This window comes from Actinomadura sp. WMMB 499 (genome assembly GCF_008824145.1).
Classification (GTDB): domain Bacteria; phylum Actinomycetota; class Actinomycetes; order Streptosporangiales; family Streptosporangiaceae; genus Spirillospora.
Window position 1 is genome coordinate 7,551,240 of the sequence record NZ_CP044407.1, and the last position, 22,852, is coordinate 7,574,091.

The window sequence follows — 22,852 nt, forward strand, 5'->3', positions numbered from 1 at the left end:
ATGGTGCGCAGGGCTGGAGTCGAACCAGCACAGCCAAGGGCGCCCGGTTTACAGCCGGGGTGACTCGCCAATGTCCGCCTACGCATGTGGCACAGAGGTCGTACCTTGTCGGCGCTGTGCCTCGCCTGCTTGGAAGGGGCCCCTCGCCGGGAGAGGAGGGAGAACGAGGGGCCCCAAGGCCGCGGGAGCTTGCCAGCAGTGGCCGGCTTGCCGACTGAGCGCTCTACCGCAGCCAGGTCATCACAGGGTCCACCAGCCGAAGGCCAGGTGGCCGACCAGCCAGCCGCCGAAGGCGAGCTGGACGACGGTCAGCAGGGCCTTGGCCCAGACCGGTGTCTTCTGGCGGACCCTGAACAGGGACCACCAGTGTTCGCTGAAGGTGTCACCCTTCTGGCGACGGAAGAGGGCGACGCCCTCTACCAGAAGAAAGAAGAAGATCCAGACAACCCAGGCAACCGTGAAGGCCGATGGGCGCTTCACGACAGCTCCACCGAGCTGGCGATCCCGCGGGGTTCGGCATCTACGTTGGTCACCTCGACCAGGCCGATACCTCCGAACTCGGAGATCAGGACCGGAAGATCCTCGTCCAGGCCCTCCAGGACCTCACGCAGCTCGCCAACAGTCATCGGGTGTTCCTCAGCTTCCTTGTACGTTCTCGGCCTCGTCGAGCCTCCTCTTGGGCCTTGGCTTGGTTGTGCGTCTTGCAGAGGAGCTGGAGGTTGTCCAGCCCCCAGCGGCCTTGCTCGGCCACGGGGTTGATGTGGTCTACCTCTGCACCGGGCTCGGTGCAGTCCTTGACCTCACAGAGACCCCCGGCTCGGCGGATGACCCTCAGGCGGAGCGTCTCCCAGTTGCCGGGCCGGTTGGCCTTCCAGCGCTCGCGGGCGCCTGCGAAGGGCTTGGGGCGGTGGGTGTTGCAATACGAGCCGCCGGTCGCCGGCTTGTTGCAGCGGGCACACAGCTTCGAGGCTCTGGGCAACGAACACACCTCCCCCAACAACAGAGCCAGCCCCTCAGGGCTGGCTCTTGTCTAACTAGTAAGGCCACCCTAAGGTGGCCTGTTATTGACTAACTATCTACTAGGGAGCCCTTCAGGGGCTCCCTGTAACTAACTTCTTGTTTCCAAGGTCGGTCGTCCCCTCCCTCCCTTGGCTTAATACAAGCTGTGCCGCGACGCGGAATCCGCGGCACTCTCCCAGTGTGATGCTTGCCACACCCCCTTCCGTGGTGGGGGGTACCGGTGAGTAGATGACTCGCTGTGACGCGTTTTGGTCCCCCGGAACGCCGACAAGCACCGTCACAGACAAGACTGAGTGCTAGCTGAGTGTTACCTGAACGTTGCTGACCTGCGTGTTCGTGTGGGACGTTGAAGCTTCACGTTTGGTTTACAGGCGACCACCCAGTCATTGAAACCGTTCAACGTCCGCCGGAACACCCGTTGTGACCATCACGCTCCGCGAGGCATACTCGATGCTGTCACGTTCCGTAAGGTCGTGACGGAAGGGGGTGAAACCATGCCTGACCTGCGATGTTTTGATTAATGAGTATAGGGTGAAGGCTGCTAAGAGCGAGAAGATAGCGGGAAGATACTCGAACCGCTACGCTGTGCACCCAGAGCCACCCGCCGGCCGGGCGGGGCCTGTCCAGGAAGGGAACTTCCACGGTGAAGCATCGGAGGATCACGCAGAGTGAGCTAAGCGAACTGATCGACGCTGGTGAAAGTTACGAGACCATCGGGCAGATGTACGGCCTGAGTGCGTCTGGCGTCTACCAGGCCGCGAAGGACTTCGGGCTTACTCGACCGCAGCTCAGCCACAAGTGGGCTTTGCCGTGGACCCTTGCTCCCGAACACAAGGCGGGCAAGATAGCCAAGTACCTTCGCGACCTGTCCAGTCTCGCCCAGGGCAAGCAGATCCGGGACACCCACAAGGTGACCGCGATCCGTTGGGCGGAGCAGCTCGTAGCTCAGAACCTCGATGTTGCCTACCGGCGAGACGAACCTCCGAACGACGAAAGCGCCGTGGGCGGGTTCTACACCGTACCGGCCTCCAGGGTTGACGGTAAGTGGCATCTAAAGCATGTCCTCGACAAGGCCAAGCGAGGTGTTGTTCAAAACCTTTAGGCCGCGGGAGGCATTGTCGCCTCCCCGGCCCTGTTTTCCCCCCGCAGTTTGGAGTACACGCATGTCCGTCTCGTTCGACTTTGCTCTCTCCTCCACCCGCGTCGGACCCGCCGACGTCCTCTCCCCGAGGGAGACCCTGAGACGCTGATGCACGGCATCAGCGGAGGAGTGCTGAAGAGTCAGCGTTACCAGGACGGGACGCTCTACGAGGTGCAGGTTCCGCATGGCGGGAAGTTCAACGCCGGTGAGTCGCTCCTGCACAGTGTGCCGGAAGGGGTGTGGCACGGCGTCCGTGAGACCGATGACGGACGCCTTCTCGTCAGTATCTGGGTCCCCAACAACTAAATATCCCGTGGCTCATCGAGAGCCGCACGAAAGCACGTCATCGCAGGGATGACGTGCTTTCTTCTTTCTGCAAGGAGATGACGTGACGAAGGAGGACAAGGGCCCGCGACTGTCCCCGTCCCGACTTGGGACCTACGCAGATTGCGCCTACGCCTACTACCTCGAAAAGGTGGCCAGGGCTCCACGACGGCAGGCCGTGTGGTTCATCCAAGGGACCGCCGTCCACGAGGCCATCGAGCTGTACGAGAGGTCATTCCGGACGGCATCGGCAGACGATGCACTCGCCCGCTTCGAGCTGACCTGGACCCGTGAACTTACCGCAGCCCAGGAGGAACAGCCCGACGAGGCGATGTGGATGGTCGGTGGCCGGCGCAGCCTCACCACGGACATCACCAAGCGCCGCGACATGGGGGCCCAGCAGGTTCGGGACTACATCGGGCACCACCCCCGAACGGTCTACTGAGACCCGCAGAGATCATCCCTGGCGAGCCGGCCATCGAGGTCGGCTTCGAGCTGGAGTTCGACGGCTTTCGAGTCATCGGCTACATCGACTGCGTCATGGAAGACCAGAACGGGTTGTGGTTCCCGATCGACTGGAAGACCGGCTCCAAGCTCCCAGTCGACCCCTACCAGCTTGGTACGTACGGGATGGCCCTGGAGGAGCTGACGGGGGAGAAGGTCCCGTGGGCGGCCTACTGGGACTGCCGGAACAACGAACTGGTGAGCAAGGACCTCACCGAATACCCCAAGGAAGTCGTTCAGGATTGGTACCGGCAGTTCCACGAGGGCATCAAGGCACGATCTTTCCTCGCTAACCCTGGCGACTGCTTCACCTGCACTGTGCTGCCATCCTGTTCGTTTGCCGTCTAACAGTAAGTAGATAGCTAGTAGATAGCCGACAGAGAGAGAACTTTCTTATGTTCGACTTCCCCCTTCCTTTCAGCTTCGAGGACAACCCCGGCCTCCTCGCGGTCGCCAACGCCAGTGCCAAGCTCCGCGACACCATCGAGTTCACCCCGACCGGTCACGAAGACCTGAAGGACTACTTCCTGGACATCAGCATGGCCCTCGTCATCGGCCTTACGACGGCTGGCGGAGACGAAGAGAGTCTCGTGGACCTGCTCAACCACGTTGAGGGCATCGTCCGCGACATCTACAGCCGCCTGGAGGTGCGTGTCTGATGAACACGTCTGTCGAGATCCTGGAGTCCTGGCGGGACAAGGCGCGGGAGGAGTCCCTGTACGAGTTCTTCCCGCCGCGGATCGTCCTCGGATCCTGGGGTGAGCCCGACCCGAGCCGCATCATCGTGCTGGAGGGCGATTGAGTCTCTTCCAGCTTGGCTCCGCCCTCAGGTACAACAAGTCGTCCGGGGTTGCCCTGGACAGCCCGTGGCGAAGCCTGACAGCAGCCACGGCCGTGTTCCGCAAGCCGCAACTCGTGCTGATCGCATCCGCCCCCGGCGGTGGTAAGAGCGCCCTGGCTCTCAACCTCGCCGTCAAGTCCGGGGCCAGTTGCATCTACTTCAGCGCGGACTCCGGCCCCCGGACGCAGGTCGTCAGGTCCATGGCCATCACCACCGGCCGAGAGACCACCGAGGTCGAGGCCGCCATGGAACGCGGCTACACGTTCGACAACGAGCTGCGGGACCTATCCCGCATCTGGTGGGAGTTCGACGCCGGCCCGAGCCTCGACACGATCGATGAATCGATCCTGGCTCACGGCTACCTCGGCGCCTACCCCGACATGTGCGTGATCGACAACCTGATGAACGTCGATCCGGGCGACTCGGAAGGCAACGAGTTCAAGTCCCTGGAGAACATTCTTCTTTTCGGGTTGGAACTGTCGCGCTCCAAGAACATGTGCGTCGTTGTCCTTCACCACCTGACTGGTGAATACGAGGACGGGCGTACGCCTCCGCCGCTCTCTGCCCTCCGAGGCAAGGTCGGCAAGGTCCCCGAAATGGTTCTGACCCTGTGGCGTGCCAGTGACGACCTGGACGAGGCCCTCGGGCAGGACAAGATGGGCGTCGCCATCGTCAAGAACCGAGACGGAATCGCCGACCCCTCGGCGATGTACTCCGTGGAACTGGACATGAACTTCGCCCGGATGAGCATCACGGACAGCGGCCTCCTGGTCGCCTAAGGAGAAGAATGAGTGACGCGTAGCGGATACAAGAAGTGCGCGAAATGCGGCAAAAACAGAGCAGAAAGATTCTTCACATCTAGCCGAGGGCGAATCTGCGAGACTTGCCGCAAGAAGTCCCGATCCAAGGCTTCACACGAGCAAAGAGTGATGCGGACCTACGGCCTCGGGCCGGGGGAGTACGACAAGCTATTCGAAGCCCAGGGCGGTGTCTGTGCGGGCTGCCGCCAGCCTCGAAGAGAGAGGCTGTCCGTAGACCACTGCCACACAACCCAACTCGTTCGAGGGCTTCTCTGCCGCCGCTGCAACGGTCACATCCTCCCGTACTCGAAGGACTCACCCGAAGTGCTTCGCAGGCTGGCCGACTACCTGGAACACCCGCCCGCGGTCGCCATTCTCGGGGAGCGCTACTACCAAGGCGACGGCACACCGAAACCTCAGCGGAAGAGAAGGAGGCGAAAATGACCGAAGGTTGGGCCCTGTTCTTCGCCCTCCTCATCGTTCTCGCGCTAGCACTCACGAGGTCCTAATGGATATCGACATCGTCCCCATTCTGGCGCACTACGGAGCCGATCTCCCCGACCTCGAACCGGGGGACGTGTGGACCTCTGTCGTATGTGTCTTCCACGAAGACAACCGGCCATCGGCCTCGTACAACCAATTCGCTTTCAACTGCTTCAGTTGTGAAGCGAAAGGTGACGCAATCGCCATAATCAGGAGAGAGGAGGGGCTGGACTTTGCTGGTGCCGTCGAGTTCGCAGAAAGACTTCTTGGAGAAGGCGTCGCGAAGGTACCACGAAGGACTCACACCGGAAGGCGTCGAGTATCTGACGGGACCAAAGCGAGGGCTAACCGAGGAGGCCATCGAACGGTTCCGGCTGGGGGTCGTCGCCGACCCTCTACCGGGCCATGAAAGCTACAGGGGTTGGATCACCATCCCCTACCTGACGGCCTACGGCCCGACGACCATGCGGTTCCGCAGGCTCGGCGAAGGGAGCGGCGACAAGTACCTGTCCGCCCCCGGTGACCCGGTGAGGATCTACAACCCGGAAGCGCTCCAGCGCGGCACGCGGGCGATCTGCCTCACCGAGGGTGAGTTCGACTGCGTTGTGGCCGAGTTGTGCGACATGCCGTGCATCGGCCTCCCTGGCGCGCAGTCCTGGCAGCCCGCCTGGACTCGCCTCCTGGAGCAGTACGACTCGGTGTTCTTCCTCCAGGACGACGACGACGCCGGCCGCACCATGGCCAAGGCGCTGGCCAAGCCCCTGAGGTCGAACCTGCGCACAATCGTCATGAACGGCGGAGATGTCACATCTTTCTTCCTGGAGCACGGCAGGGAGGCTCTCCGGGAAAAGGTACTCGGCAAGCAGCAGGAGAGGAGCTAATCAGATGGCTGCGCTCAGTTTTGAGAACACTCAGGAGAACGACCCGGTCAACCATCCGGCGCACTACGCCGATGGCTGGTCGAACGGCGCCGAGGTCATCGACATCACAGAGAACCTTCCGTTCAACCGTGGCAACGCAATTAAGTACCTGTGCCGGGCTGGGAAGAAGAACCCGGACACAGAACTGGAGGACCTTCGCAAGGCCCTCTGGTACATCGAGCGGGAGGTGAACCGACTTGCAGCGAGTAGTGATCATCAGTGACCTTCAGATCCCCTACCACGACCGTAGGGCGCTGAAGAACGTCATCCGGTTCATCGGGGACTACCAGCCCGACCTGGTTGGGCAGATCGGCGACCTGAACGACTACGAGACCCCGTCGCGTTGGAACTTGGGCACGAAGCTGGAGTATGCCCAGCGAGTCAGGTCCGACTCCGAGGTCACCAAGACCGAGTTCCTCGGGCCCCTGCGGGAGGTCTACAACGGACCGGTCAAGATCTGGGAGGGCAACCACGACCTCAGGCCGCGGACCTACCTGTCCGACAAGGCCCCCGCCCTGGCCGAGTTCGCCGACGACCTTCACTTCGCGAAGCTCCTCGACTTCGAGACCTTCGGCGTGGAGCTGGCCGAGCCGTTCCTGAAGCTCGGACCCGACACGGTTGGGATCCACGGCCACGAGATCAAGGGCATGAGCCAGATCGCCGGGACGACCGCGTACAACCACGCGCAGAAGGCCGGCGCGAACATCGTCATGGGGCACACCCACCGCCTCGGCATCCGGCGAGGCACTACCGGCAACAGTTCGACCGGCTTCACCACCCGATGGGGCTTCGAGGTCGGACACCTCATGGCTCCGGAGAAGGCCCAGTACCTCGGGCCGGGTGCCGTGGCGAACTGGCAGAAGGGCTTCGGGATCTTGTACGTCGGCAAGCAGGACGTGGCACCCGTCGAGATCGACGTGCACCGGGACGGCTCGTTCGTCGTCGAGGGGGAGCGTTACGGCCAACTCCGGCGCGGGGCCGGCGGGAAGTTCGCAACCTCCAAGTAAGAGAGGGTAGATAGCTAGTAGAGAGGTTTCCATGTTCGACAACGTAGCCACGGACGAACTCGTTCAGATGGCGAAGCGGGCAGGCTACAGGGTCGCCCGCGAATATCCGGGCATCGAGGCCGAGGACATCGCCTACGAGGCCCTAACCCGCCTCTACGAGCGGGCCGAGAGGCTGAAGGCCGCCACCGCGGACTACCTCTACAGGGTTCTGGAAGGCGAAGGGGTCAAGTACGCCGCGAAGGAGCGGTACGACTACATCCTCTTCTCCAGCCAGTACGTTTACACGCCTCGCGAAGTCCGGGCGGTCCTGGAGCACGTCTACTACGACCCCACGGCCCGTGACGTGCCGACCCAGAAGGACGACTGGCTGTCGGCAGAGATCGGCAAGGGGACAGTCGGGATCTCCCTGGTGGACGTCGATGTCGCGATGGAGAAGATCAAGCCGGAGTACCGGAAGGTCCTGGAGCGCCGGTTCCTGCACGGTGACACGGTCACCGACACCAAGGCCGTCACGCGGGCCGTGGACTCCCTCACCCAGGTCGTAAACCGGCTCGTCTACCGGAAGGGCCTCTCAGACGACGGGCCCGGTTCCCGTACTGCGATGAGCAACGCCAAGGCGCAGTACGTCACCCGCGCCGAGTCCGGCCACGAAACCAACGCATACGAGCCGGATGCGGTCCGCAAGCTCCAGACGGAGCGATCCCAGGAGCGGAGCGACCCGCCCGGCACGCACTTCAACTGGTCCAAGTACACGGACTGAAAGGAATACATGGGGATCTACAACTTCGACATTGCCTGGGGGCCGTCCGGAAAGGACATCTACGACCGGACGTACTCCCGCACCAAGCCGGACGGCACGAAAGAGACCTGGCCCGAGACCGTCAAGCGGGTAGCGACCGGGAACGTGTCCCTGCTCGCGGGCTACGGAAACGATCTGGTGTCTCAGGGGCTCGTTGAGGACGACGAGATTGCGCGGCTCCGGGAACTGATGCACGACTTCGCCATCCTCCCGGCAGGCCGGCACCTGTGGGCGAGCGGTGTGAAGGGGCGCCAGTTCCTCTTCAACTGCTGGCACTCCGGATGGAGTGACACCGTCTCATCCCACTTCCGCTTCAGCTTCCTGAGGCTCATGGAAGGCGGGGGAGTGGGCGCCACCTACAGCACCCAGAACACCGAGAAGTACGGCCCGGTGCGGCGACCCATCGAGGTCCACATCGTCTGCGACGAGCAGCACCAGGACTACGAGGCCCTGAAGGCCGCCGGCCTGCTGTCGACCTACTTCAGCCCCGACTACCAGGGTGCCTTCTCCGAAGTCGAAGACAGCCGGGAAGGCTGGGCTGACGCCCTGACAGATCTTCTGGAGGCCGCCTGGAACCCGGCCGCCAGCCCGGTCAGGGTTTACGACGTCTCTCGTGTCCGCCCGAGCGGCGCGAGGTTGAAGACATTCGGCGGCAATGCCTCCGGCCCCGAGCCCCTTGCCCGGATGCTGACCGAAGTCGGCAGGACTCTCGCAGGACTGTACGGCGAGGAGCCGATGGAGCCCCTCACCCTGGACCCGATCTCCGCCATGGAGATCGACCACTCCATCGCTCAGTGCGTCGTCGCCGGAGGTAACCGGCGGTCAGCGCGCATGAGCATCATGCCGTGGGACGACCCGTACATCTTCGAGTTCATCAAGCTGAAGGAGAACACCGACCGGCACTGGACGACGAACATCAGCGTCCAGGTCGATCACCTCTTCTTCGAATTGCTGAGGAGTGACTACCCCGACTCCGAAGTAGCCAAGGGTGTACTCAAGGCCATCTCGGAAGGGATGCTGAAGAACGGCGAACCCGGCATCTGGAACAAGGACCTCTCCAACGAGGAAGAGGTCAACCTTGTTTCTTCTACCAACCCCTGTGGAGAGATCCCGCTCCCCGAATGGGGTGCCTGTGTCCTCGGCCACGTGAATCTGGAAGCCTTCGCCCCGAAGAATCCCGGTGACAATTTCGACATGGCCGGTGCAGTCAAGGCTGCACGACTCATGACCCGCTTCCTGATCCGGGCGACCTTCGGCGACATCGGTGACGAAAAGGCGCGCGAGGTCATGGACAGGGACCGGCGGATCGGAGTTGGCCTGTTCGGCTTCCAGGCGGCCTTCGCCAAGATGGGAATTCCGTTCTCCGAGATTCCGAACAGTGGACAGGCGCACAAGATCTTGTCCCGACTCCGGCAGGCAATCCGAGCCGAGGCACGGGCATACGCCTTCCAGCTCCGAATCCCGGAGCCCATCAAGGTGACCACGGTCGCCCCGACAGGGACGATCGCGAAGCTGCCAGGTACCACGGAGGGGATCCACCCGATTTTCTCCAGGTACTTCATCAGGCGCATCCGGTTCTCCACGCTCGACCCGGATCAGGTGCGTCGGCTGGAGGAGTTCGAGGCGGAAGGCTTCCACGTGGAGCCGTGCCAGTACGCGGCGAACACGATGGTCGTGGAAATCCCGACGCGCGAGCGCCTGGTGGACGATGTTGTGGCCCTCGGCTACGACCCGTCCCTTGTCGAGTCTGCCGACGAACTGACTCTCGACCAGATGCTTGATGTTCAGAAGTACGTCCAGTGGGCTTACGCGGACAACGCGATCAGCTTCACAGCGAACATCGATCCCAGTAAGTACACGGCTGAGGACCTGTACGAAAGCCTGGCCTACTACGGGCCCACTCTGAAGGGCTCGACCATCTTCCCCGACGAGTCCCGTCCGCAGGCGCCCTACGAGCGCATCAGTGAAGCTGACTTCGCTATCTATCAGGCTACGCAGATCGGCGAAGGCGTCGATGAGGACTGCGCTACTGGAGCCTGCCCCGTTCGATAGGAGAAATATGGGCTACTCCAACCCCGACATCTACTACAACCCCGAGAAGTTCGGCCTTGAGATCGTGGGCGAACTGGAGTTCCTCGGCGGCTACGAGTTCGACACTTTCGTGGTCTACCGCGAGGTAGACACTGGCCGACTCGGCTACGCCGAGGATTACGGCTGTTCATGCAAGAGTCCCTTCGAGGACTTCAAGGCCGAGGACATCACTTTTGCCGAACGATGGGGGATCATCGAAGAGGCGCGAAAGGAGTTCAACTCGCGCAGCGAATTCTACCGTGAGTGCACCGAGATTGACCTGGTCAACCTGATCGACAAGGTGGTGAACGCCTGATGGCCTCCAATGACGATGTGGCTGCGGTTACCGGCCTCGTGTTCGTCGTAGCCACCCTCGCTTTCACCATCGCCCTCATCGCACTCATCCTCGCCATCGTCGCCCTCTAGGAGACCCATGACCGACAACCCGTTTGAGACCGGTAACGACGCCCCGGCCGACCCGTGGGCCTCGACGTCGACCGACACAATCCCCCGCCCCCAGGAGGCCCCGCCCGTGGCAGTGAAGTCCGACAACGAGATCAGCGTGACCCTCAAGCAGCACGGCGGGTTCGACTCCCCGTGGATCGTCGTGCGTGGCCCTTCCGCTGCGCAGGTGAAGGAGCTGCTCCGCGATCTTTACGCCGAGGACCTGGTCGACGCGGTCGCGCAGACTGCGGTGAAGTTCGCCGACAGCAAGCCGGCGGGTGCCTCCGTACCCGCACCCCGCCAGGGCGGCGGCGGTTACCAGCGCACCGGGGGTGGCGGGCAGCAGGCCAGCACCCCTCCGCCCGGCGCCTCGCAGCCGTCCTGCGATCACGGCCCGATGGAGTTCAAGACGGGCGTGAGCAAGAAGGGCAACTCCTACAAGGTGTGGTCCTGCACCAGCCCGGACCGGGACAACCAGTGCAAGGGCATCTTCGTCAAGTAGCAAAGTAGATAGCGAGTAGAGAGCGCGGGGGCCTTCGGGCCCCCGCCTGCCTTGGAGGGGAGGGGGAGTGCCGCAAGGGACGCTCTACTTTGATATCGAAACCCACAGCCAAGAGCTTCTTTATTCCATGCCGCCCGAGGAGTTCGTCAGGCTCATCGGATACGCCTGGGGCGATGGACCAGTCCAGATCACGACAGATCTGGAAGAGATCCGGAAGCAGATCCTCAGAGCCCGATGGATCATCGGCCACAACATTCACACCTTCGACCTGCGAGCCATCTTCGGGATCGACTCCAACATCCCAATGCAGCTTGCCGACGAAGGGCGAATCTACGACACGTGGACCCACGCTGTTCTGGTCAACCCCGCACCGGCCCTTTACACGAACCGCTTCGGGAAGCAGGCCAAGGCCACCAAGCCGGAAGAGATGAAGGCATGGTTCGCCCTTGCCGAGCAGGCACACCAGCTTCAAGTCCCCGGCAAGACAGCGGACCTTCGGGAGCTGGCTTACGAGTTCGGCGACCCCACCCTTCCTAAGAAGGCGAGGATCGCGGACGGCTTCGGAAAGATCCCCGTAGACGACCCCCGGTACATTGCCTACCTGATCGGTGACGTCGAGGCTTCACGATACGTCGCTAAGGTCCTCTACAAGCGCGGCAAGCTCGACAACTACGCGATGCGCGAGCAGCGGATTGAGAGCCGAAAGGCCGCCATCTCGTCCAACGGTTGGCGTGTCCACCAGGAGCGAGCCCAAGCTCGGGCCGACTACCTGAAGGAACGCCGCGACGCCATCATGACGAACCTGGTTCGGGACTACGGATTCCCGACCAAGGGTGATCAACCCTGGAAGACGAACCCCGGCAAGAACGCCATCATGGCCGTGCTTCGAGACCACGGAATCACCCCGCAAACCCGCCCGGACTGGCCGCATACGGAAGGGATGAAGAACCTCCCGAAAGCGCAGGAGAAGGCTCGGGAATGCAAGAGAGAAGCCGACGATCTCCGGAAGTTCATGGACGAGGAAGGGCACACCCTTCCTGAGCGGTCCCGGAAGGCCCGCGAGAAGAAGATTGTCGCGCTGGAAGAGAAGGCCATAGTTCCCGAGTGGTTCGGGCTTTCCCTTTCGGGAACCACGATGCTCGACCTTACCAAGGGCACCGAGGTTGAAGACCTCGGCAAAGCCCTGGCCGAGCTGATGGGGCAGCGGTCCCTGTCGGAGCTGGCGCTCGACTCCGTTCACCCGGACGGTTTCGTGCACCCCGAGATCACCATGCTTCAACGCAGCGGCAGGTGGTCCACCACCGAACCCGGCCTGACGGTGTGGACGAGCCGCGGTGAGGGTGCCGTCGAGAAGTCGTACTTCCTGCCGGACTCGGACGATCACGTACTCATCGAGATCGACCTGAGCAACGCGGATGCCCGCGTGGTCGCAGCCATGTCAGGCGACGACAAGTACGCCGAACGGTTCGAAGAGGGTGCGGACGGCCACCTGATCAACGCGTGGGCGGCCTGGGGCAAGTCCGTGGTTGGCACGAACAAGAAGGACCCGGTCACGGCGACGTACCGGCAGAAGGCAAAGCCCCTCGGGCACGGCTGGAGCTACGGCGGCCGGGCCAACACGCTCAGCCAGATGGCCGGCGTCCCCCTGGACGACGCCAAGACGTTCGTTGACGGAATGGACGCGACCTTCAGAAAGGTCGTCCGCTGGCAGAACAAGGTCCGAAAGGACGCTTCACGGGATCACTACGTGGTGAACCCCTGGGGCCGGAAGATGCCCGTCGAAAAGGGCAAGGAGTTCACGCAGGCCCCCGCCCTACAGGGCCAGTCAGGAACCCGAGAAATCATCTGCGACGCCCTTCTGAAGATGTCTCACGGCGCTATCCGCTCCGTGAAGGCACAGATTCACGACGCGCTCGTGTTCTCGGTCCCCAGAGACGGATGGGAGAAATACCGGGACTACCTGCTGAGCGTCATCGAGTCCGAGATGAACCCGAAGGGCGGTCAGTACATCGCGTTTCCGGCGGAGTGTGGGCCGCCGGGTGAGAACTGGCAGGAAGCCTGCCATTAAGGGAGAGAGATGAAGGTAACCCGAATCGCACAGACTGTCATTGACCGCACCGCGATGTATGAGGTCACCGACGAGAAGTTCGAGACCTGGTCTGTTCGCAACGACAAGGACAGCGACGTCCTAGCCGAGTTCGCAGGTCGGGCCTGCTACCAGAGCTGGAGTCGGCCGAACCCCGCTACCGCACATAACGCGGATTACATCCGCTCCGCCGTGCATGAGAAGGGTCACGAATCCATCGCAGCTCACGCTTCGGTGACGTACTACATCACCGGGGTTTCCCGTGCGCTGACACACGAGATGATCCGGAGTCGATTCCTCGCCTTCAGCGAGGTATCCCAACGCTACGTGGACGCCAACCAGCTCGGAACGGTTACGCCGCCCGCTCTGCGGGATGCCCCAACCTATGGCGAGGATCCGGCCGCTGATTCCCGAGAGTGGTACACGGAGATCGTGGAGGTCCTAATCGATAAGGGGCTGACACGCAAGCAGGCCCGTGAGGCGGCTCGTGCTGTTCTCCCATCGATGATCGAGACGCGGATTGTCGTCTCCGGCAATTTGCGTGCCTGGCGAGATTTCATCAAGCAGCGTTGGTCTGTCCATGCGGACGCCGAGATTCGAGAGCTGGCCGGAGAGATCCTCAAGGATCTCCGGCAGGTTGCTCCGAATACCTTCGCCGACATTCCTGAGGAGCCCTATGAGTGATGTCTACTCCCTTCGGCTGGCTGTTGACGAAGCCAAGGACGAAGTCCTTCAACGGGTGGTGAAGTACGCCGCCGAGTACTTCGCAGATGGCGACTACGAGTTGGCCTACAAGGACATCGATGACGCACTGGACAAGTACGTCAACGCTCTGAACGAGCTAGTGGCCTACGAAGACCCAACCCCCAAGAGTTCCTTCTTTCTTCACCCCACCATCCCGTAAGGAGAAATACATGGGCGAGCAGTTCACCATTCACGAGGCTTACCTCGGACTCAAGCCGTTCATCCTGATCGAAGTCGAGGAGATCAACGACGACGAGACGATCGAGTTCCGTATCCGAGCGGGCAGCGGGATCGAGACCAAGGCCGAGATCCGCGAGGTTCTGGAGATCGCCCTGGAGTCGCTCCCCGAGGACGACGAGTGACTCTACGGGACGTCATTGGAGCACTGGGATTCCTCCTAGTGTTTTTCACGCCCTTCTTCGCAATCCTCTGGATCCTCGAAGAGATCTTCAACAACTAAGGAGAAGCACATGGGAGAAGTCGTTTTCCAGCGTTGGCCGAAGACGCCCCGCCTCAACCAGGACATGATCGTCACGGAGAAGATCGACGGCACCAACGGTGCCGTGATCATCCGCAAGGCCCCGGAGGGGTCCCCGTTCACCGGCAGTGTCGAGCATCTGGCGGGCCACAAGGACGGTGAGGTCTGGTTCGTCGGAGCCCAGTCCAGGAACCGCCTCCTGCCCATGGGGCCGCGGGGCATGGACGACGTTTCCTGGCGCAAGGAGGACAACGCCGGCTTCGCCCAGTGGGTGAAGCAGAACGCCTGGGCTCTGGCTTTGACGCTGGGGGAGGGGCACCACTACGGCGAGTGGTACGGCCAGAAGATCGGCCGCAAGTACGGGCTCACCGAGCGCCGCTTCGCCCTCTTCAACGTCGGCCGGTACGGACCCCTGGATTTGAGCACTGTCCCTGGCCTGGAGACGGTGCCGGTTCTCTACCAGGGACCCTTCGACAGTCACGACGCTATGGCCATCTACGACGAGCTGATGGAGACCGGCTCACGAGCGGTGCCGGGCTGGGACAACCCTGAGGGGGTCATCGTCTACCACTGCGGTTCGAAGCAGGTCTACAAGGTCACCGACAACGGTGACGTGCCCAAGTGGCAGCTCAAGGCTGTCGCTGCCTAAGGAAGACGTGTAAACGGGGCGCCCTTCGGGGCGCCCCTTCTCATTGGAAGGGCATCAAAGTTGAAGTTCCCCAAGGAAATCTTCTGGGTGACGGGCTGGAAGAACCGGCTGTACCACAGCCGGGGCCACGTGAAGCTTTCCCTCAAGCACAATCCGAATGACCGTGTCTACAAGTTGATTCCTGACGACCTGTTCGGAACCGACTGGATCGAAGTGACGAAGGAGTTCAAGTGAAACTGACTGACTGGCGTGGAAACGAGTACGGCGTGGGCTCGATCGTGCTCTACAGCCAGTACCTCTACAACCAGAAGACACAGGTCCTTGAAGGAGAGGTCGTGGATATCACCAATCATTCGGTGATCATCCGAGTCATCAAGGGGTCTTCCTACACGCCCAATAACGAGCGCCTGGTCTGCAAGGTTCGCCGGAACATCACCGCCCTGGAGGGCTGATGAAGCTCGTCGTCACCGGATCCCGAGACTGGGGTGACTGGTACTTGGTTTGGAACGCCTTGGACGTCTTCACGGCTATGGCCAAAAAGGTAACGCTCGTTCACGGAAACTGCCCCACTGGTGCGGACAAGCAGGCAGACCTTTGGTCGGAGAAGGCGTCGTGGCCCACGCGACCCGTGAAAGTCCTTCGCTACCCGGCTCAATGGGAGCTACACGGGAAAGCGGCCGGCCCCATCCGCAACCAACAGATGGTGGACGAAAACCTCGACGCTGACTACGTCCTCGCATTCCCTCTCGGGGAAAGTCGAGGCACGCGGGGGTGCATGGAGTACGCCCGCAAAGAGGGACTCACCGTTGTGAACCTAGGAGAGAAGCTGTGAACTACAAGGAATCCTTCTATGACGCCCTCGCCAAGTGGCTGCGGGACTACTACGAACTCGACGCCGTCAGGGTCACGAACTTCAAGGAAGATGTCGAGTCGGGTGGCTACTGCGAAACCTGCTGGTACGACGAAACCGTTGTCTACGTCGACTTCCTGAACTCGAAGGGCATCGAGACCTCGTACCGGTACTACGGCAGCATGGCCGACCTCATTCGGGAGCTGTGCAACGAGTGAGCCGACCCGACTGGCGAGAGTACTTCCTCGGCATCGCCGAAGCCGTCGCCAAGAGGGGGGATTGTTCCCGGCGGCAGGTCGGGGCAGTCGTCGTGGACATCGATCAGCGGATCGTGAGCACGGGCTACAACGGCACTGAACCGGGCGGGCCGTCCTGTCTGGACGGTGCCTGCCCACGGGCCACCAGCGACGTCCCGCCCGGCTCCAGTTACGACACCGGGCCCGGAGCGTGCATCTCCGTGCATGCGGAAGCCAACGCCCTCCTGTACGCCGGCCAGGCCCGCGCCAAGGGTTCCACCCTCTACCTCACCGACCGGCCCTGTAAGGGCTGCACGAGGCTCATCCGGGCCTCGGGCATCGCATGGGTTATCGCACCTGGGTACGAATGGAGGGTCAACTGAGCTACGGCAACGACACTTGCGAAGCCTGTGGTCTGGACACCGAGACCCTCGAATGGGATGACGACTACGACATGTATGTCTGCCCCGAGTGCCTAGACAGCCCTGTAGAGTAACCTGAAATGTAAGAAGCCCCCGGCCCTTTATGGGCCGGGGGCATTTTTTTTTGTTTTCTGGGGGCTACTCCCGCTTGCTCGCCCAGTCCTTCGCCCGTTCGGCAAGGTTCTCCGGAAGGACGACGCCTGCAACAGGCGTCCCGTCCGGCTTCCGAACGCACATGACCTTGACGCCTGCGTCGCGGAGCATGGCGCCACGCTCGGCATCGTTGAGGGTCGTCCAGAGCTGGGCGTAGGTCTGCCCGGTGCCCTCGTACCGCCATGTGGACGGACGGTTGGGGAGTTCTTCCAGGTCGGCGATCCGCTCGTCCAGAGCGGTGAGTTGCTCCATGAGCTTGGCCCGACCCGATGCGGACCGGGTGATCGTGAGCTGCTGGGTCAGCTCCTCGTAGGCGGCCTGGGCCGTTTCGAGGGTTTCCGTGTGGTCCTCACCCGGCACGAAGACACGCTGCTGTACCTCCAGCGTGCCGATCACGTCCAGAACCTCGTGGAAGACGAGCCCCTCCAGCTCTAGGTACTTGTACGGCTTGTCAGGGCAGGTCTCCACCGTTGTGTCGCTGGCGGACGCGCAGCGGTAGTAGAAGTACGCCTTCGTGTCCCCGCTCGCCATCACCCGCTCCGTTCCCCGCCGGTAGAACGGACGCTCACACCGGGCGCAGAAGGCCACCTGTAGGAGAGGGGACGCGTCGTATCGGTTGCCCGTGGTCTGCTTGGCGTTGGCGTTGAGGGTCTCTTGGAGACGCTCCCACGTCTCCCGGTTGACGATCGGTTCCGCGTACTGGACGGGAAGGCCGTCGTCCCCGCGGACGACGTCTACCCACCCCTTGCTCCGGGTGTTGCCCCGATCCTTGACGCGCTGCCCCAGAAGGGCGGGGGATCTGAGTATCTCGTACACGGCGGTGTAACCCCAGCTCTCGGCACCTCGTGCCGTGGGGATCTTCTGCTCGTTCAGCCAGTTGACCTGGCTGAGTGTTGATGCGCCGCCGATGATGCGGTTGATGATGGTCCGGAGAACCTTGGCCTGCTCGGGGTTGATGACGAGCTGCCAGCCGTCCCCGTCCTGACGCTCGACGGCCGAGTACCCGAAGGGGAGCCGGCCGCCTGGCCAGCGCCCCTGCTTCAGCACCTCCGCATACCCCTCCTTGGTCCGCTTCTGGATCATGTTGCGTTCCAGTTCCGCGAACACGGCGAGGATGCCGCCCATTGCCCTGCCCCACATGTCCGTGAGGTCGATCTGGGGGTCGAGGATCACCAGACCAACCCCGTGCTCCTCAGACCATGCCATCAGGTCCACGAAGTCACGCAGGGAGCGGACGGCCCTGTCGAGCTTGGCGAAGATGAGGAGGTCGTACTCGACGTGACGCTCCAGCCACGCCCCCAGTTCGGGGCGCTCCCACGGAGGGATGCTGGCCGAGACGTCCAGGTCGACGGCCCATCCGATGATCTCGGTGTTGTTGGCGTTGGCCCACGCCTGTTCGGCTTCCTTCTGGCGCTCTGGAGACGTGGTCTCCTCGGTGAGGCTTGATAGCCTCACTGCTCCGATCGCCTTGCGGCGCTTGGTCCCTGCTTGCACTCTCATCCTCCTGTTGGCCGTGCTAGGGTACCTGTTGTCAAAGCTTCCGGTTGGGCCAGTCCTCGTCCGAATTGAAGATCGCCGCGCGCACGCGGTCCCGTGCTTCGCTGAGCACCGTGTCGGGCAGGCCGACCAGGTGCAAGCCGGGGACTCCGCTGGTGATGGCCGCCTCGACGTCGACCAGGAAGCCCTCCACGCCGACCAGCGACACCGAACGGGTCTTGGCGAGCGTCATCTAGCACACCTCCCTCAGGTGATCGATGGAAAAGCCGTCGCCGACCGCGACCAGGCCGAGCACGTCGACCCGGACGGGGGCCGCGGGGACACCGTGCTCCGCGGCCCATCGCCAGGCCAGCCGACGTAACCGGACGGCCTTCGCCCCGGTGATCGCCTCCAGCGGATCGCCGTAGGCCGCGGAACGCCGCGTCTTCACCTCGCAGACGACGGGCCCTCGTCCGTCGTGGGCGACGATGTCGATCTCTCCCTCGGAACATCGCCAGTTGCGGTCGAGGATCCGCCAGCCCATCCCGGCCAGGTATCCCGCGGCGGCGTTCTCGCCCCGGCGCCCCAGATCCATGTGGTGACTCATGCGCCTCACCTCCGGAATCGACGCTCCCCGAAGCCGTGACGCCACGTAACTGGAACGTGATTCTGTGGATAACTCCGGACGGGCAATGCGGGCAGTCGCCCGAAACCCGGCGTGTGGTGCTTGCTTCCGCGCGGACGGCGCCGCACGGTGGCGGCTGTGAGCAACGCGGGCGAGAACGGACCGGGCGGCCGCATCCCCGGCGGCACCGCCGAGACGGACGAGGCTTCGGGCGGCGGCGACGCGATCGAGGCCGCCCTTGTCGAGTTCGGACGCCACCTGCGCGCCGAACGCGATGTTTCCCCGCACACGCTCCGCGCCTACCTCGGAGACTTGAGGGACCTCTGCGCCTACGCGGCCGAAACCGGAGTCACCCGGCCCGCGGACCTGGACGTCGCGCTGCTGCGGGCCTGGCTGGCACGGCAGCATGCGATGGGACGATCCCGGGCGACGCTCGCGCGCCGGACGGCGGCCGTCCGCGCGTTCACCGGCCACCTGCACCGGCTCGGCGTCCTGGAGAACGACCCCGGGCTGCTCCTGGGAACCCCGCAGCGGCGCCGGACCCTGCCCGCCGTGCTCACCCGGGACGACGCGGGCCGGCTCTTGGACGAGCTGGACGCCGAAGGCCCGCTCGGGCTGCGCGACATGGCCGTGCTCGAGCTTCTCTACGCGACCGGCGTGCGGATCAGCGAGCTCTGCGGCCTCGACGTCGATGATCTGGACACGGGGCGGCGGACCGTGCGCGTCGTGGGCAAAGGACGGCGCGAGCGGACGGTGCCCATGGGCGAACCCGCCGCCCGCGCCGTCGAGGACTGGCTCCGCGCGGGCCGTCCCGCCCTGGCGGACGAGCACAGCGGATCGGCCCTGTTCCTGGGGGCGCGTGGGCGGCGCCTGCATCCGACGAGTGCGCGGCGTCTGGTGCACGCACGCATCGCCGAGGTCGGCGGCATACCGGACATGGCTCCGCACGGACTTCGCCACAGTGCCGCCTCGCACCTGCTGGAGGGCGGAGCCGACCTGCGAAGTGTGCAGGAGATCCTCGGCCATGCCTCGCTGCAGACGACCCAGCTCTACACTCACGTGTCGACCGAGCGGCTGAAGCATGTGCACCGCCAGGCACACCCCCGTGGCTCTCAGGAAGAATGACCGGGCCCCTGGGGGCTTCTCCTGGCCCGTGCCTGGCCCGTGGCTCCCCCGAACCCGGCCCTGGGAGCCACGGGCGGCGGGTCTCGCCCGGCGGCCGTCCTGATCTGCGGGCCTGCGCTACGGGGTGCGACGCAGGCGCCTCTCCTTCGACAGGTCGATGACCCCCGGCGGTGGAGGGGGCGGTGGCCGGAGACGGCCGAGGCAGAAACGGGCACGGGGACGCGGGCGGGTGCGGCGCCAGGCGAAAGCCAGCGCGTACGCCAGGGCGATGCCCGTCAGCGCACCGCCCGTGGCCGTCGTGGCGTCCCGGAGCCCCATGCCGGGCTCCGCGGGAGCGGACTCGTCCCGTCCGGCCGGCGACGGAGACGAGGACGGGGACGGGGCCGGGGACGGGGACCAGAGGGGGAGCAGCCTGATCTGCCGGCGGACCAGGTCGATCGGATTCAGGTACGTGTCACCGCTGCGCAAACCCCAGTGCAGGCAGGTGGTCCGGCAGTGCGACCGGCCGGGCTCGACCCGGCCGATCACGGTGCCGGCCGCGACCCGCACGCCGACGCGGACGCTCGGACGGACGGGCAGGTACGTGGTGCGCAGGCGTCCGTGCGTGATCGCGACGATGCCTCGGCCCGCCAGCCGGTCGGCGAACGACACCCGTCCGGGCCCGGCGGCGCGCACGGGCTGCCCGGGACGGGCGGTGAGATCGACTCCGCGGTGGCCCGCGCCCCACGGGGACGCCGGTGGCGAGAAGCCGCGCAGCACCTGGGGAGCGGGCGGGCCCAGCGGCCAGCGCCAGGCGTCCGCGCCGGGGGCGCCGGCCGTGATGACGCAGGTGAGGAGGAGTGTGAGCAAGGACATGCGGGAAGCCTGCCGGGCGCACGAGCCGATCGCGGGTAATACCGCCGGTTGTGGATAACCTCCGCGTCCATTGATTCCCGGTGCCCTCCGGGCCCTGATAATCTGTGATGGTGTCCCAGAAGGACACCGGCCGTGGCCAGGCCGTCGCCCGTCCGTCATCGCGCCGGAGGGGCGAGAAGCCGCTACCTGTGAGCGGACGGGCCGCGGCCCGGGCGACCGGGCCACAGCCGCAAGGGAGAACCCAGCGGCTGATTTCACGCGTCCGCATGCCACCGACCTGGTGGGGTGCCGCCCCTCGGTCCGTCGCCGCCGGCGACGGTGGGACGGCTCCCGGGCGCAGGCAGACAACCAAATGCGGCCCGCCCCGGGCCAGAGAAGGAGAACACGGGCCATGGCACCCGTCGTCACCATGCGGCAGCTCCTTGAGAGCGGCGTCCACTTCGGCCACCAGACCCGCCGGTGGAACCCGAAGATGAAGCGCTTCATCCTCACCGAGCGCAACGGCATCTACATCATCGACCTGCAGCAGTCGCTGTCCTACATCGACCGTTCCTACGAGTTCGTCAAGGCCACGGTCGCGCACGGCGGCACGATCCTGTTCGTCGGCACCAAGAAGCAGGCCCAGGAGGCCATCGCCGAGCAGGCCACCCGGGTCGGCATGCCCTTCGTCAACCAGCGCTGGCTGGGCGGCATGCTCACCAACTTCTCCACCGTCCACAAGCGGCTCACCCGGCTCAAGGAGCTGGAGGAGATCGACTACGACGACGTGGCCGGCTCCGGCATGACCAAGAAGGAACTCCTCGGTCTGCGCCGCGAGAAGGACAAGCTGGAGCGCACCCTCGGCGGTATCCGCGACATGGCGAAGGTTCCGAGCGCCATCTGGATCGTGGACACCAAGAAGGAGCACATCGCGGTCAACGAGGCCAAGAAGCTCGGCATCCCGGTCGTCGCGATCCTGGACACCAACTGCGACCCCGACGAGGTCGACTACCCGGTTCCCGGCAACGACGACGCGATCCGCAGCGTCAGCCTGCTGACGCGCGTGGTCGCCGACGCCGTCGCCGACGGCCTGATCGCCCGTGCCGGCGCCGGTGCCGGCGGTGACGAGAAGCCCGCCGAGGGCGCCGCGTCCGCCGCCGAGCCGCTGCCCGAGTGGGAGCGCGAGCTGCTGGAGAAGCAGTCCGCCGAGACCGCCGCCGAGGCCGCTCCGGCCGAGACCGCCGCCCCGGCCGAGACCGCCGCTCCGGCGGAGACCGCCGCCCCGGCCGAGGGCTCCGCGGAGGCCGAGGCCCCCGCCCCGGCCGAGGCCCCGGCCGAGCCGGAGCAGGCGAACGCCGAGGCCGAGCAGGCTTGATCCCGCGATCCCGGTGGCCCGTCACGGGCCGCCGGGATCGTCGCGGGTCCACGACCAACGACGAGAGAAGCGAAGAGAGCGATGGCGAACTTCACCGCCGCTGACGTCAAGCGGCTCCGCGACCTGACCGGCGCCGGAATGATGGCCGTCAAGAACGCCCTGACCGAGGCGGACGGCGACTTCGAGAAGGCCACCGAGCTGCTGCGCCTCAAGGGTGCCAAGGACGTCGGCAAGCGCGCCGAGCGCACCGCCGGCAACGGCCTGGTCGCCGAGTACTTTGCCGACTCCGGCAACGGCGCCCTGCTGGAGCTCAACTGCGAGACCGACTTCGTCGCGAAGAACGCGCAGTTCATCGAGCTGGCCGACCGTCTGGTCCGGTTCGCCGCGACCGGCGGCGCCGCCGACACGGCCGCGCTGCTGACCGCCGAGATCGAGCCGGGCAAGACCGTTCAGGCCCTGATCGAGGAGAACAGCGCCAAGATCGGCGAGAAGCTCGAGCTGCGCCGCTTCGCCCACTTCCAGGGCGCCTACGTGGCCAGCTACCTGCACAAGTCCGACCCTCAGCTGCCGCCGACGACCGGCGTGCTGGTCGAGCTGGACGCCGAGAACCCCGAGGTCGCCAAGGACATCGCCCAGCAAATCGCGGCGATGGCGCCCAAGTACGTGACCCGCGACGAGATCCCCGCCGAGGCGATCGAGAAGGAGCGGGCGCTCGCCGAGCAGCTGACCCGCGACGAGGGCAAGCCCGAGCAGGCCATCCCGAAGATCGTCGAGGGCCGGGTCAACGCCTACTTCCGCGACTTCGTCCTGCTGGAGCAGGCGTTCGTCAAGGACGGCAAGAAGACGATCGCCAAGGTGCTGGACGAGGCGGGCGTCAAGGTCGTCCGGTTCGCCCGGTTCAAGGTCGGGCAGGCCTGAGGGCACCCTGGAAACGGGGACCAGGG

At 64.4% G+C, this 22,852-nt stretch carries 35 protein-coding genes, 1 tRNA gene and 1 pseudogene; 29 read left to right on the plus strand and 8 right to left on the minus strand.

What is annotated here, in order from left to right; translation table 11 throughout:
- Position 1 precedes the first annotated feature (1 nt).
- The 4 genes from F7P10_RS34245 to F7P10_RS45590 form a co-directional block, all read right to left on the minus strand.
- Positions 2-84: transfer RNA gene (locus F7P10_RS34245), tRNA-Tyr, on the minus strand.
- Positions 85-240: 156 nt separating this feature from the next.
- Positions 241-480 carry a hypothetical protein gene (locus F7P10_RS34250; RefSeq protein WP_151015871.1) on the minus strand — a complete coding sequence of 80 codons (240 nt, stop codon included), beginning with the start codon at positions 478-480 and terminating at the stop codon, positions 241-243.
- Positions 477-626 carry a hypothetical protein gene (locus tag F7P10_RS42870; RefSeq protein ID WP_176611769.1) on the minus strand — a complete coding sequence of 50 codons (150 nt, stop codon included), beginning with the start codon at positions 624-626 and terminating at the stop codon, positions 477-479. The genes F7P10_RS34250 and F7P10_RS42870 overlap by 4 nt, the downstream gene beginning before the upstream one ends.
- Positions 623-988 (minus strand): HNH endonuclease, encoded by a 366-nt coding sequence (locus F7P10_RS45590; protein ID WP_368077497.1) that lies wholly within the window; start codon positions 986-988, stop codon positions 623-625. The genes F7P10_RS42870 and F7P10_RS45590 overlap by 4 nt, the downstream gene beginning before the upstream one ends.
- Positions 989-1,663: 675 nt before the next feature.
- Between F7P10_RS45590 and F7P10_RS34260 the strand changes: the two genes are divergently transcribed.
- From F7P10_RS34260 to F7P10_RS34375, 26 genes and pseudogenes are all read left to right on the plus strand, one after another.
- Positions 1,664-2,122: a hypothetical protein gene (locus F7P10_RS34260; protein WP_151015875.1), complete on the plus strand. Its 459-nt coding sequence runs from the start codon at positions 1,664-1,666 to the stop codon at positions 2,120-2,122.
- Between the two features lie 147 nt (positions 2,123-2,269).
- On the plus strand, positions 2,270-2,467 hold the full coding sequence (locus F7P10_RS34265) for a hypothetical protein (protein WP_151015877.1): 198 nt from the start codon (positions 2,270-2,272) through the stop codon (positions 2,465-2,467).
- Between the two features lie 82 nt (positions 2,468-2,549).
- Complete coding sequence (locus F7P10_RS34270) at positions 2,550-2,930, plus strand: PD-(D/E)XK nuclease family protein (RefSeq protein ID WP_176611770.1); 381 nt, start codon at positions 2,550-2,552, stop codon at positions 2,928-2,930.
- On the plus strand, positions 2,819-3,337 hold the full coding sequence (locus tag F7P10_RS34275; protein ID WP_151015881.1) for a PD-(D/E)XK nuclease family protein: 519 nt from the start codon (positions 2,819-2,821) through the stop codon (positions 3,335-3,337). Before F7P10_RS34270 ends, F7P10_RS34275 begins: the two co-directional genes overlap by 112 nt.
- Before the next feature lie 47 nt (positions 3,338-3,384).
- The gene (locus F7P10_RS34280) at positions 3,385-3,648 is read left to right on the plus strand and encodes a hypothetical protein (RefSeq protein ID WP_151015883.1); all 264 of its coding nucleotides are present in this window, start codon (positions 3,385-3,387) and stop codon (positions 3,646-3,648) included.
- The gene (locus F7P10_RS42875; protein WP_176611771.1) at positions 3,648-3,791 is read left to right on the plus strand and encodes a hypothetical protein; all 144 of its coding nucleotides are present in this window, start codon (positions 3,648-3,650) and stop codon (positions 3,789-3,791) included. The genes F7P10_RS34280 and F7P10_RS42875 overlap by 1 nt, the downstream gene beginning before the upstream one ends.
- Positions 3,788-4,609: a DnaB-like helicase C-terminal domain-containing protein gene (locus F7P10_RS34285; RefSeq protein ID WP_151015885.1), complete on the plus strand. Its 822-nt coding sequence runs from the start codon at positions 3,788-3,790 to the stop codon at positions 4,607-4,609. Before F7P10_RS42875 ends, F7P10_RS34285 begins: the two co-directional genes overlap by 4 nt.
- 150 nt (positions 4,610-4,759) lie before the next feature.
- A complete protein-coding gene (locus F7P10_RS34290) occupies positions 4,760-5,074 on the plus strand; it encodes an endonuclease VII domain-containing protein (protein WP_254716163.1) in 315 nt (104 codons plus the stop codon).
- Positions 5,075-5,138: 64 nt separating this feature from the next.
- Positions 5,139-5,309 (plus strand): annotated as a pseudogene (locus F7P10_RS45595) (hypothetical protein); the annotation flags it as partial.
- Positions 5,310-5,346: 37 nt separating this feature from the next.
- Positions 5,347-5,994 carry a toprim domain-containing protein gene (locus tag F7P10_RS44860; RefSeq protein ID WP_254716164.1) on the plus strand — a complete coding sequence of 216 codons (648 nt, stop codon included), beginning with the start codon at positions 5,347-5,349 and terminating at the stop codon, positions 5,992-5,994.
- A gap of 4 nt (positions 5,995-5,998) precedes the next feature.
- Positions 5,999-6,256: a DUF3310 domain-containing protein gene (locus F7P10_RS34305; RefSeq protein WP_151015891.1), complete on the plus strand. Its 258-nt coding sequence runs from the start codon at positions 5,999-6,001 to the stop codon at positions 6,254-6,256.
- Complete coding sequence (locus tag F7P10_RS34310) at positions 6,231-7,040, plus strand: metallophosphoesterase (RefSeq protein ID WP_151015893.1); 810 nt, start codon at positions 6,231-6,233, stop codon at positions 7,038-7,040. The genes F7P10_RS34305 and F7P10_RS34310 overlap by 26 nt, the downstream gene beginning before the upstream one ends.
- A gap of 31 nt (positions 7,041-7,071) precedes the next feature.
- Positions 7,072-7,800, plus strand: a complete 729-nt coding sequence (locus tag F7P10_RS34315; protein WP_151015894.1) for a sigma-70 family RNA polymerase sigma factor — start codon at positions 7,072-7,074, stop codon at positions 7,798-7,800.
- Positions 7,801-7,809: 9 nt separating this feature from the next.
- On the plus strand, positions 7,810-9,891 hold the full coding sequence (gene nrdJ, locus F7P10_RS34320; RefSeq protein ID WP_176611772.1) for a ribonucleoside-triphosphate reductase, adenosylcobalamin-dependent: 2,082 nt from the start codon (positions 7,810-7,812) through the stop codon (positions 9,889-9,891).
- Positions 9,892-9,898: 7 nt separating this feature from the next.
- Entirely contained in the window at positions 9,899-10,225 is a 327-nt protein-coding gene (locus F7P10_RS34325) for a hypothetical protein (RefSeq protein ID WP_151015896.1), read from the plus strand.
- Positions 10,226-10,342: 117 nt separating this feature from the next.
- A complete protein-coding gene (locus tag F7P10_RS34330; protein WP_151015898.1) occupies positions 10,343-10,855 on the plus strand; it encodes a hypothetical protein in 513 nt (170 codons plus the stop codon).
- Positions 10,856-10,922: 67 nt separating this feature from the next.
- Positions 10,923-12,923 (plus strand): DNA polymerase, encoded by a 2,001-nt coding sequence (locus tag F7P10_RS34335; protein ID WP_218040226.1) that lies wholly within the window; start codon positions 10,923-10,925, stop codon positions 12,921-12,923.
- 9 nt (positions 12,924-12,932) lie between these two features.
- A complete protein-coding gene (gene thyX / locus F7P10_RS34340; protein WP_151015900.1) occupies positions 12,933-13,625 on the plus strand; it encodes an FAD-dependent thymidylate synthase in 693 nt (230 codons plus the stop codon).
- Positions 13,618-13,845 carry a hypothetical protein gene (locus F7P10_RS34345; RefSeq protein WP_151015902.1) on the plus strand — a complete coding sequence of 76 codons (228 nt, stop codon included), beginning with the start codon at positions 13,618-13,620 and terminating at the stop codon, positions 13,843-13,845. The genes thyX and F7P10_RS34345 overlap by 8 nt, the downstream gene beginning before the upstream one ends.
- A 10-nt stretch (positions 13,846-13,855) precedes the next feature.
- On the plus strand, positions 13,856-14,047 hold the full coding sequence (locus F7P10_RS34350; RefSeq protein ID WP_151015904.1) for a hypothetical protein: 192 nt from the start codon (positions 13,856-13,858) through the stop codon (positions 14,045-14,047).
- Positions 14,048-14,155: 108 nt separating this feature from the next.
- Positions 14,156-14,812 carry an RNA ligase family protein gene (locus tag F7P10_RS34355; RefSeq protein WP_151015906.1) on the plus strand — a complete coding sequence of 219 codons (657 nt, stop codon included), beginning with the start codon at positions 14,156-14,158 and terminating at the stop codon, positions 14,810-14,812.
- Between the two features lie 60 nt (positions 14,813-14,872).
- Positions 14,873-15,046 (plus strand): hypothetical protein, encoded by a 174-nt coding sequence (locus F7P10_RS42880; RefSeq protein ID WP_176611773.1) that lies wholly within the window; start codon positions 14,873-14,875, stop codon positions 15,044-15,046.
- Positions 15,043-15,264, plus strand: a complete 222-nt coding sequence (locus tag F7P10_RS34360; RefSeq protein ID WP_151015908.1) for a hypothetical protein — start codon at positions 15,043-15,045, stop codon at positions 15,262-15,264. Before F7P10_RS42880 ends, F7P10_RS34360 begins: the two co-directional genes overlap by 4 nt.
- On the plus strand, positions 15,264-15,644 hold the full coding sequence (locus F7P10_RS34365) for a DUF2493 domain-containing protein (protein WP_218040227.1): 381 nt from the start codon (positions 15,264-15,266) through the stop codon (positions 15,642-15,644). Before F7P10_RS34360 ends, F7P10_RS34365 begins: the two co-directional genes overlap by 1 nt.
- Complete coding sequence (locus F7P10_RS34370; protein WP_151015912.1) at positions 15,641-15,880, plus strand: hypothetical protein; 240 nt, start codon at positions 15,641-15,643, stop codon at positions 15,878-15,880. Before F7P10_RS34365 ends, F7P10_RS34370 begins: the two co-directional genes overlap by 4 nt.
- A complete protein-coding gene (locus F7P10_RS34375) occupies positions 15,877-16,281 on the plus strand; it encodes a deaminase (protein ID WP_176611774.1) in 405 nt (134 codons plus the stop codon). Before F7P10_RS34370 ends, F7P10_RS34375 begins: the two co-directional genes overlap by 4 nt.
- Positions 16,282-16,458: 177 nt before the next feature.
- Here F7P10_RS34375 and F7P10_RS34380 read toward each other — a convergent pair whose 3' ends face one another.
- The 3 genes from F7P10_RS34380 to F7P10_RS34390 are packed head-to-tail and all read right to left on the minus strand — an operon-like array spanning position 16,459 to position 18,556.
- Positions 16,459-17,967, minus strand: coding sequence for a recombinase family protein (locus tag F7P10_RS34380; RefSeq protein ID WP_176611775.1), 1,509 nt, complete (start codon positions 17,965-17,967; stop codon positions 16,459-16,461).
- A 37-nt stretch (positions 17,968-18,004) separates the two neighbouring features.
- The gene (locus F7P10_RS34385) at positions 18,005-18,202 is read right to left on the minus strand and encodes a magnesium chelatase domain-containing protein (RefSeq protein WP_254716165.1); all 198 of its coding nucleotides are present in this window, start codon (positions 18,200-18,202) and stop codon (positions 18,005-18,007) included.
- Entirely contained in the window at positions 18,203-18,556 is a 354-nt protein-coding gene (locus F7P10_RS34390; protein ID WP_151015918.1) for a YraN family protein, read from the minus strand.
- A gap of 243 nt (positions 18,557-18,799) precedes the next feature.
- On the opposite strand from F7P10_RS34390, the gene F7P10_RS34395 reads away from it, so the two are divergent.
- On the plus strand, positions 18,800-19,699 hold the full coding sequence (locus tag F7P10_RS34395; protein WP_151018456.1) for a tyrosine recombinase XerC: 900 nt from the start codon (positions 18,800-18,802) through the stop codon (positions 19,697-19,699).
- 117 nt (positions 19,700-19,816) lie between these two features.
- Here the strand turns inward: F7P10_RS34395 and F7P10_RS34400 are convergent, their stop codons facing one another.
- Positions 19,817-20,554: a murein hydrolase activator EnvC gene (locus F7P10_RS34400; protein WP_218040228.1), complete on the minus strand. Its 738-nt coding sequence runs from the start codon at positions 20,552-20,554 to the stop codon at positions 19,817-19,819.
- Between the two features lie 391 nt (positions 20,555-20,945).
- Here F7P10_RS34400 and rpsB point away from each other — a divergent pair, with 391 nt between their 5' ends.
- Positions 20,946-21,908 carry a 30S ribosomal protein S2 gene (gene rpsB, locus F7P10_RS34405; protein ID WP_151015922.1) on the plus strand — a complete coding sequence of 321 codons (963 nt, stop codon included), beginning with the start codon at positions 20,946-20,948 and terminating at the stop codon, positions 21,906-21,908.
- 81 nt (positions 21,909-21,989) lie between these two features.
- The gene (gene tsf, locus F7P10_RS34410) at positions 21,990-22,826 is read left to right on the plus strand and encodes a translation elongation factor Ts (RefSeq protein ID WP_151015924.1); all 837 of its coding nucleotides are present in this window, start codon (positions 21,990-21,992) and stop codon (positions 22,824-22,826) included.
- Positions 22,827-22,852: the final 26 nt, after the last annotated feature.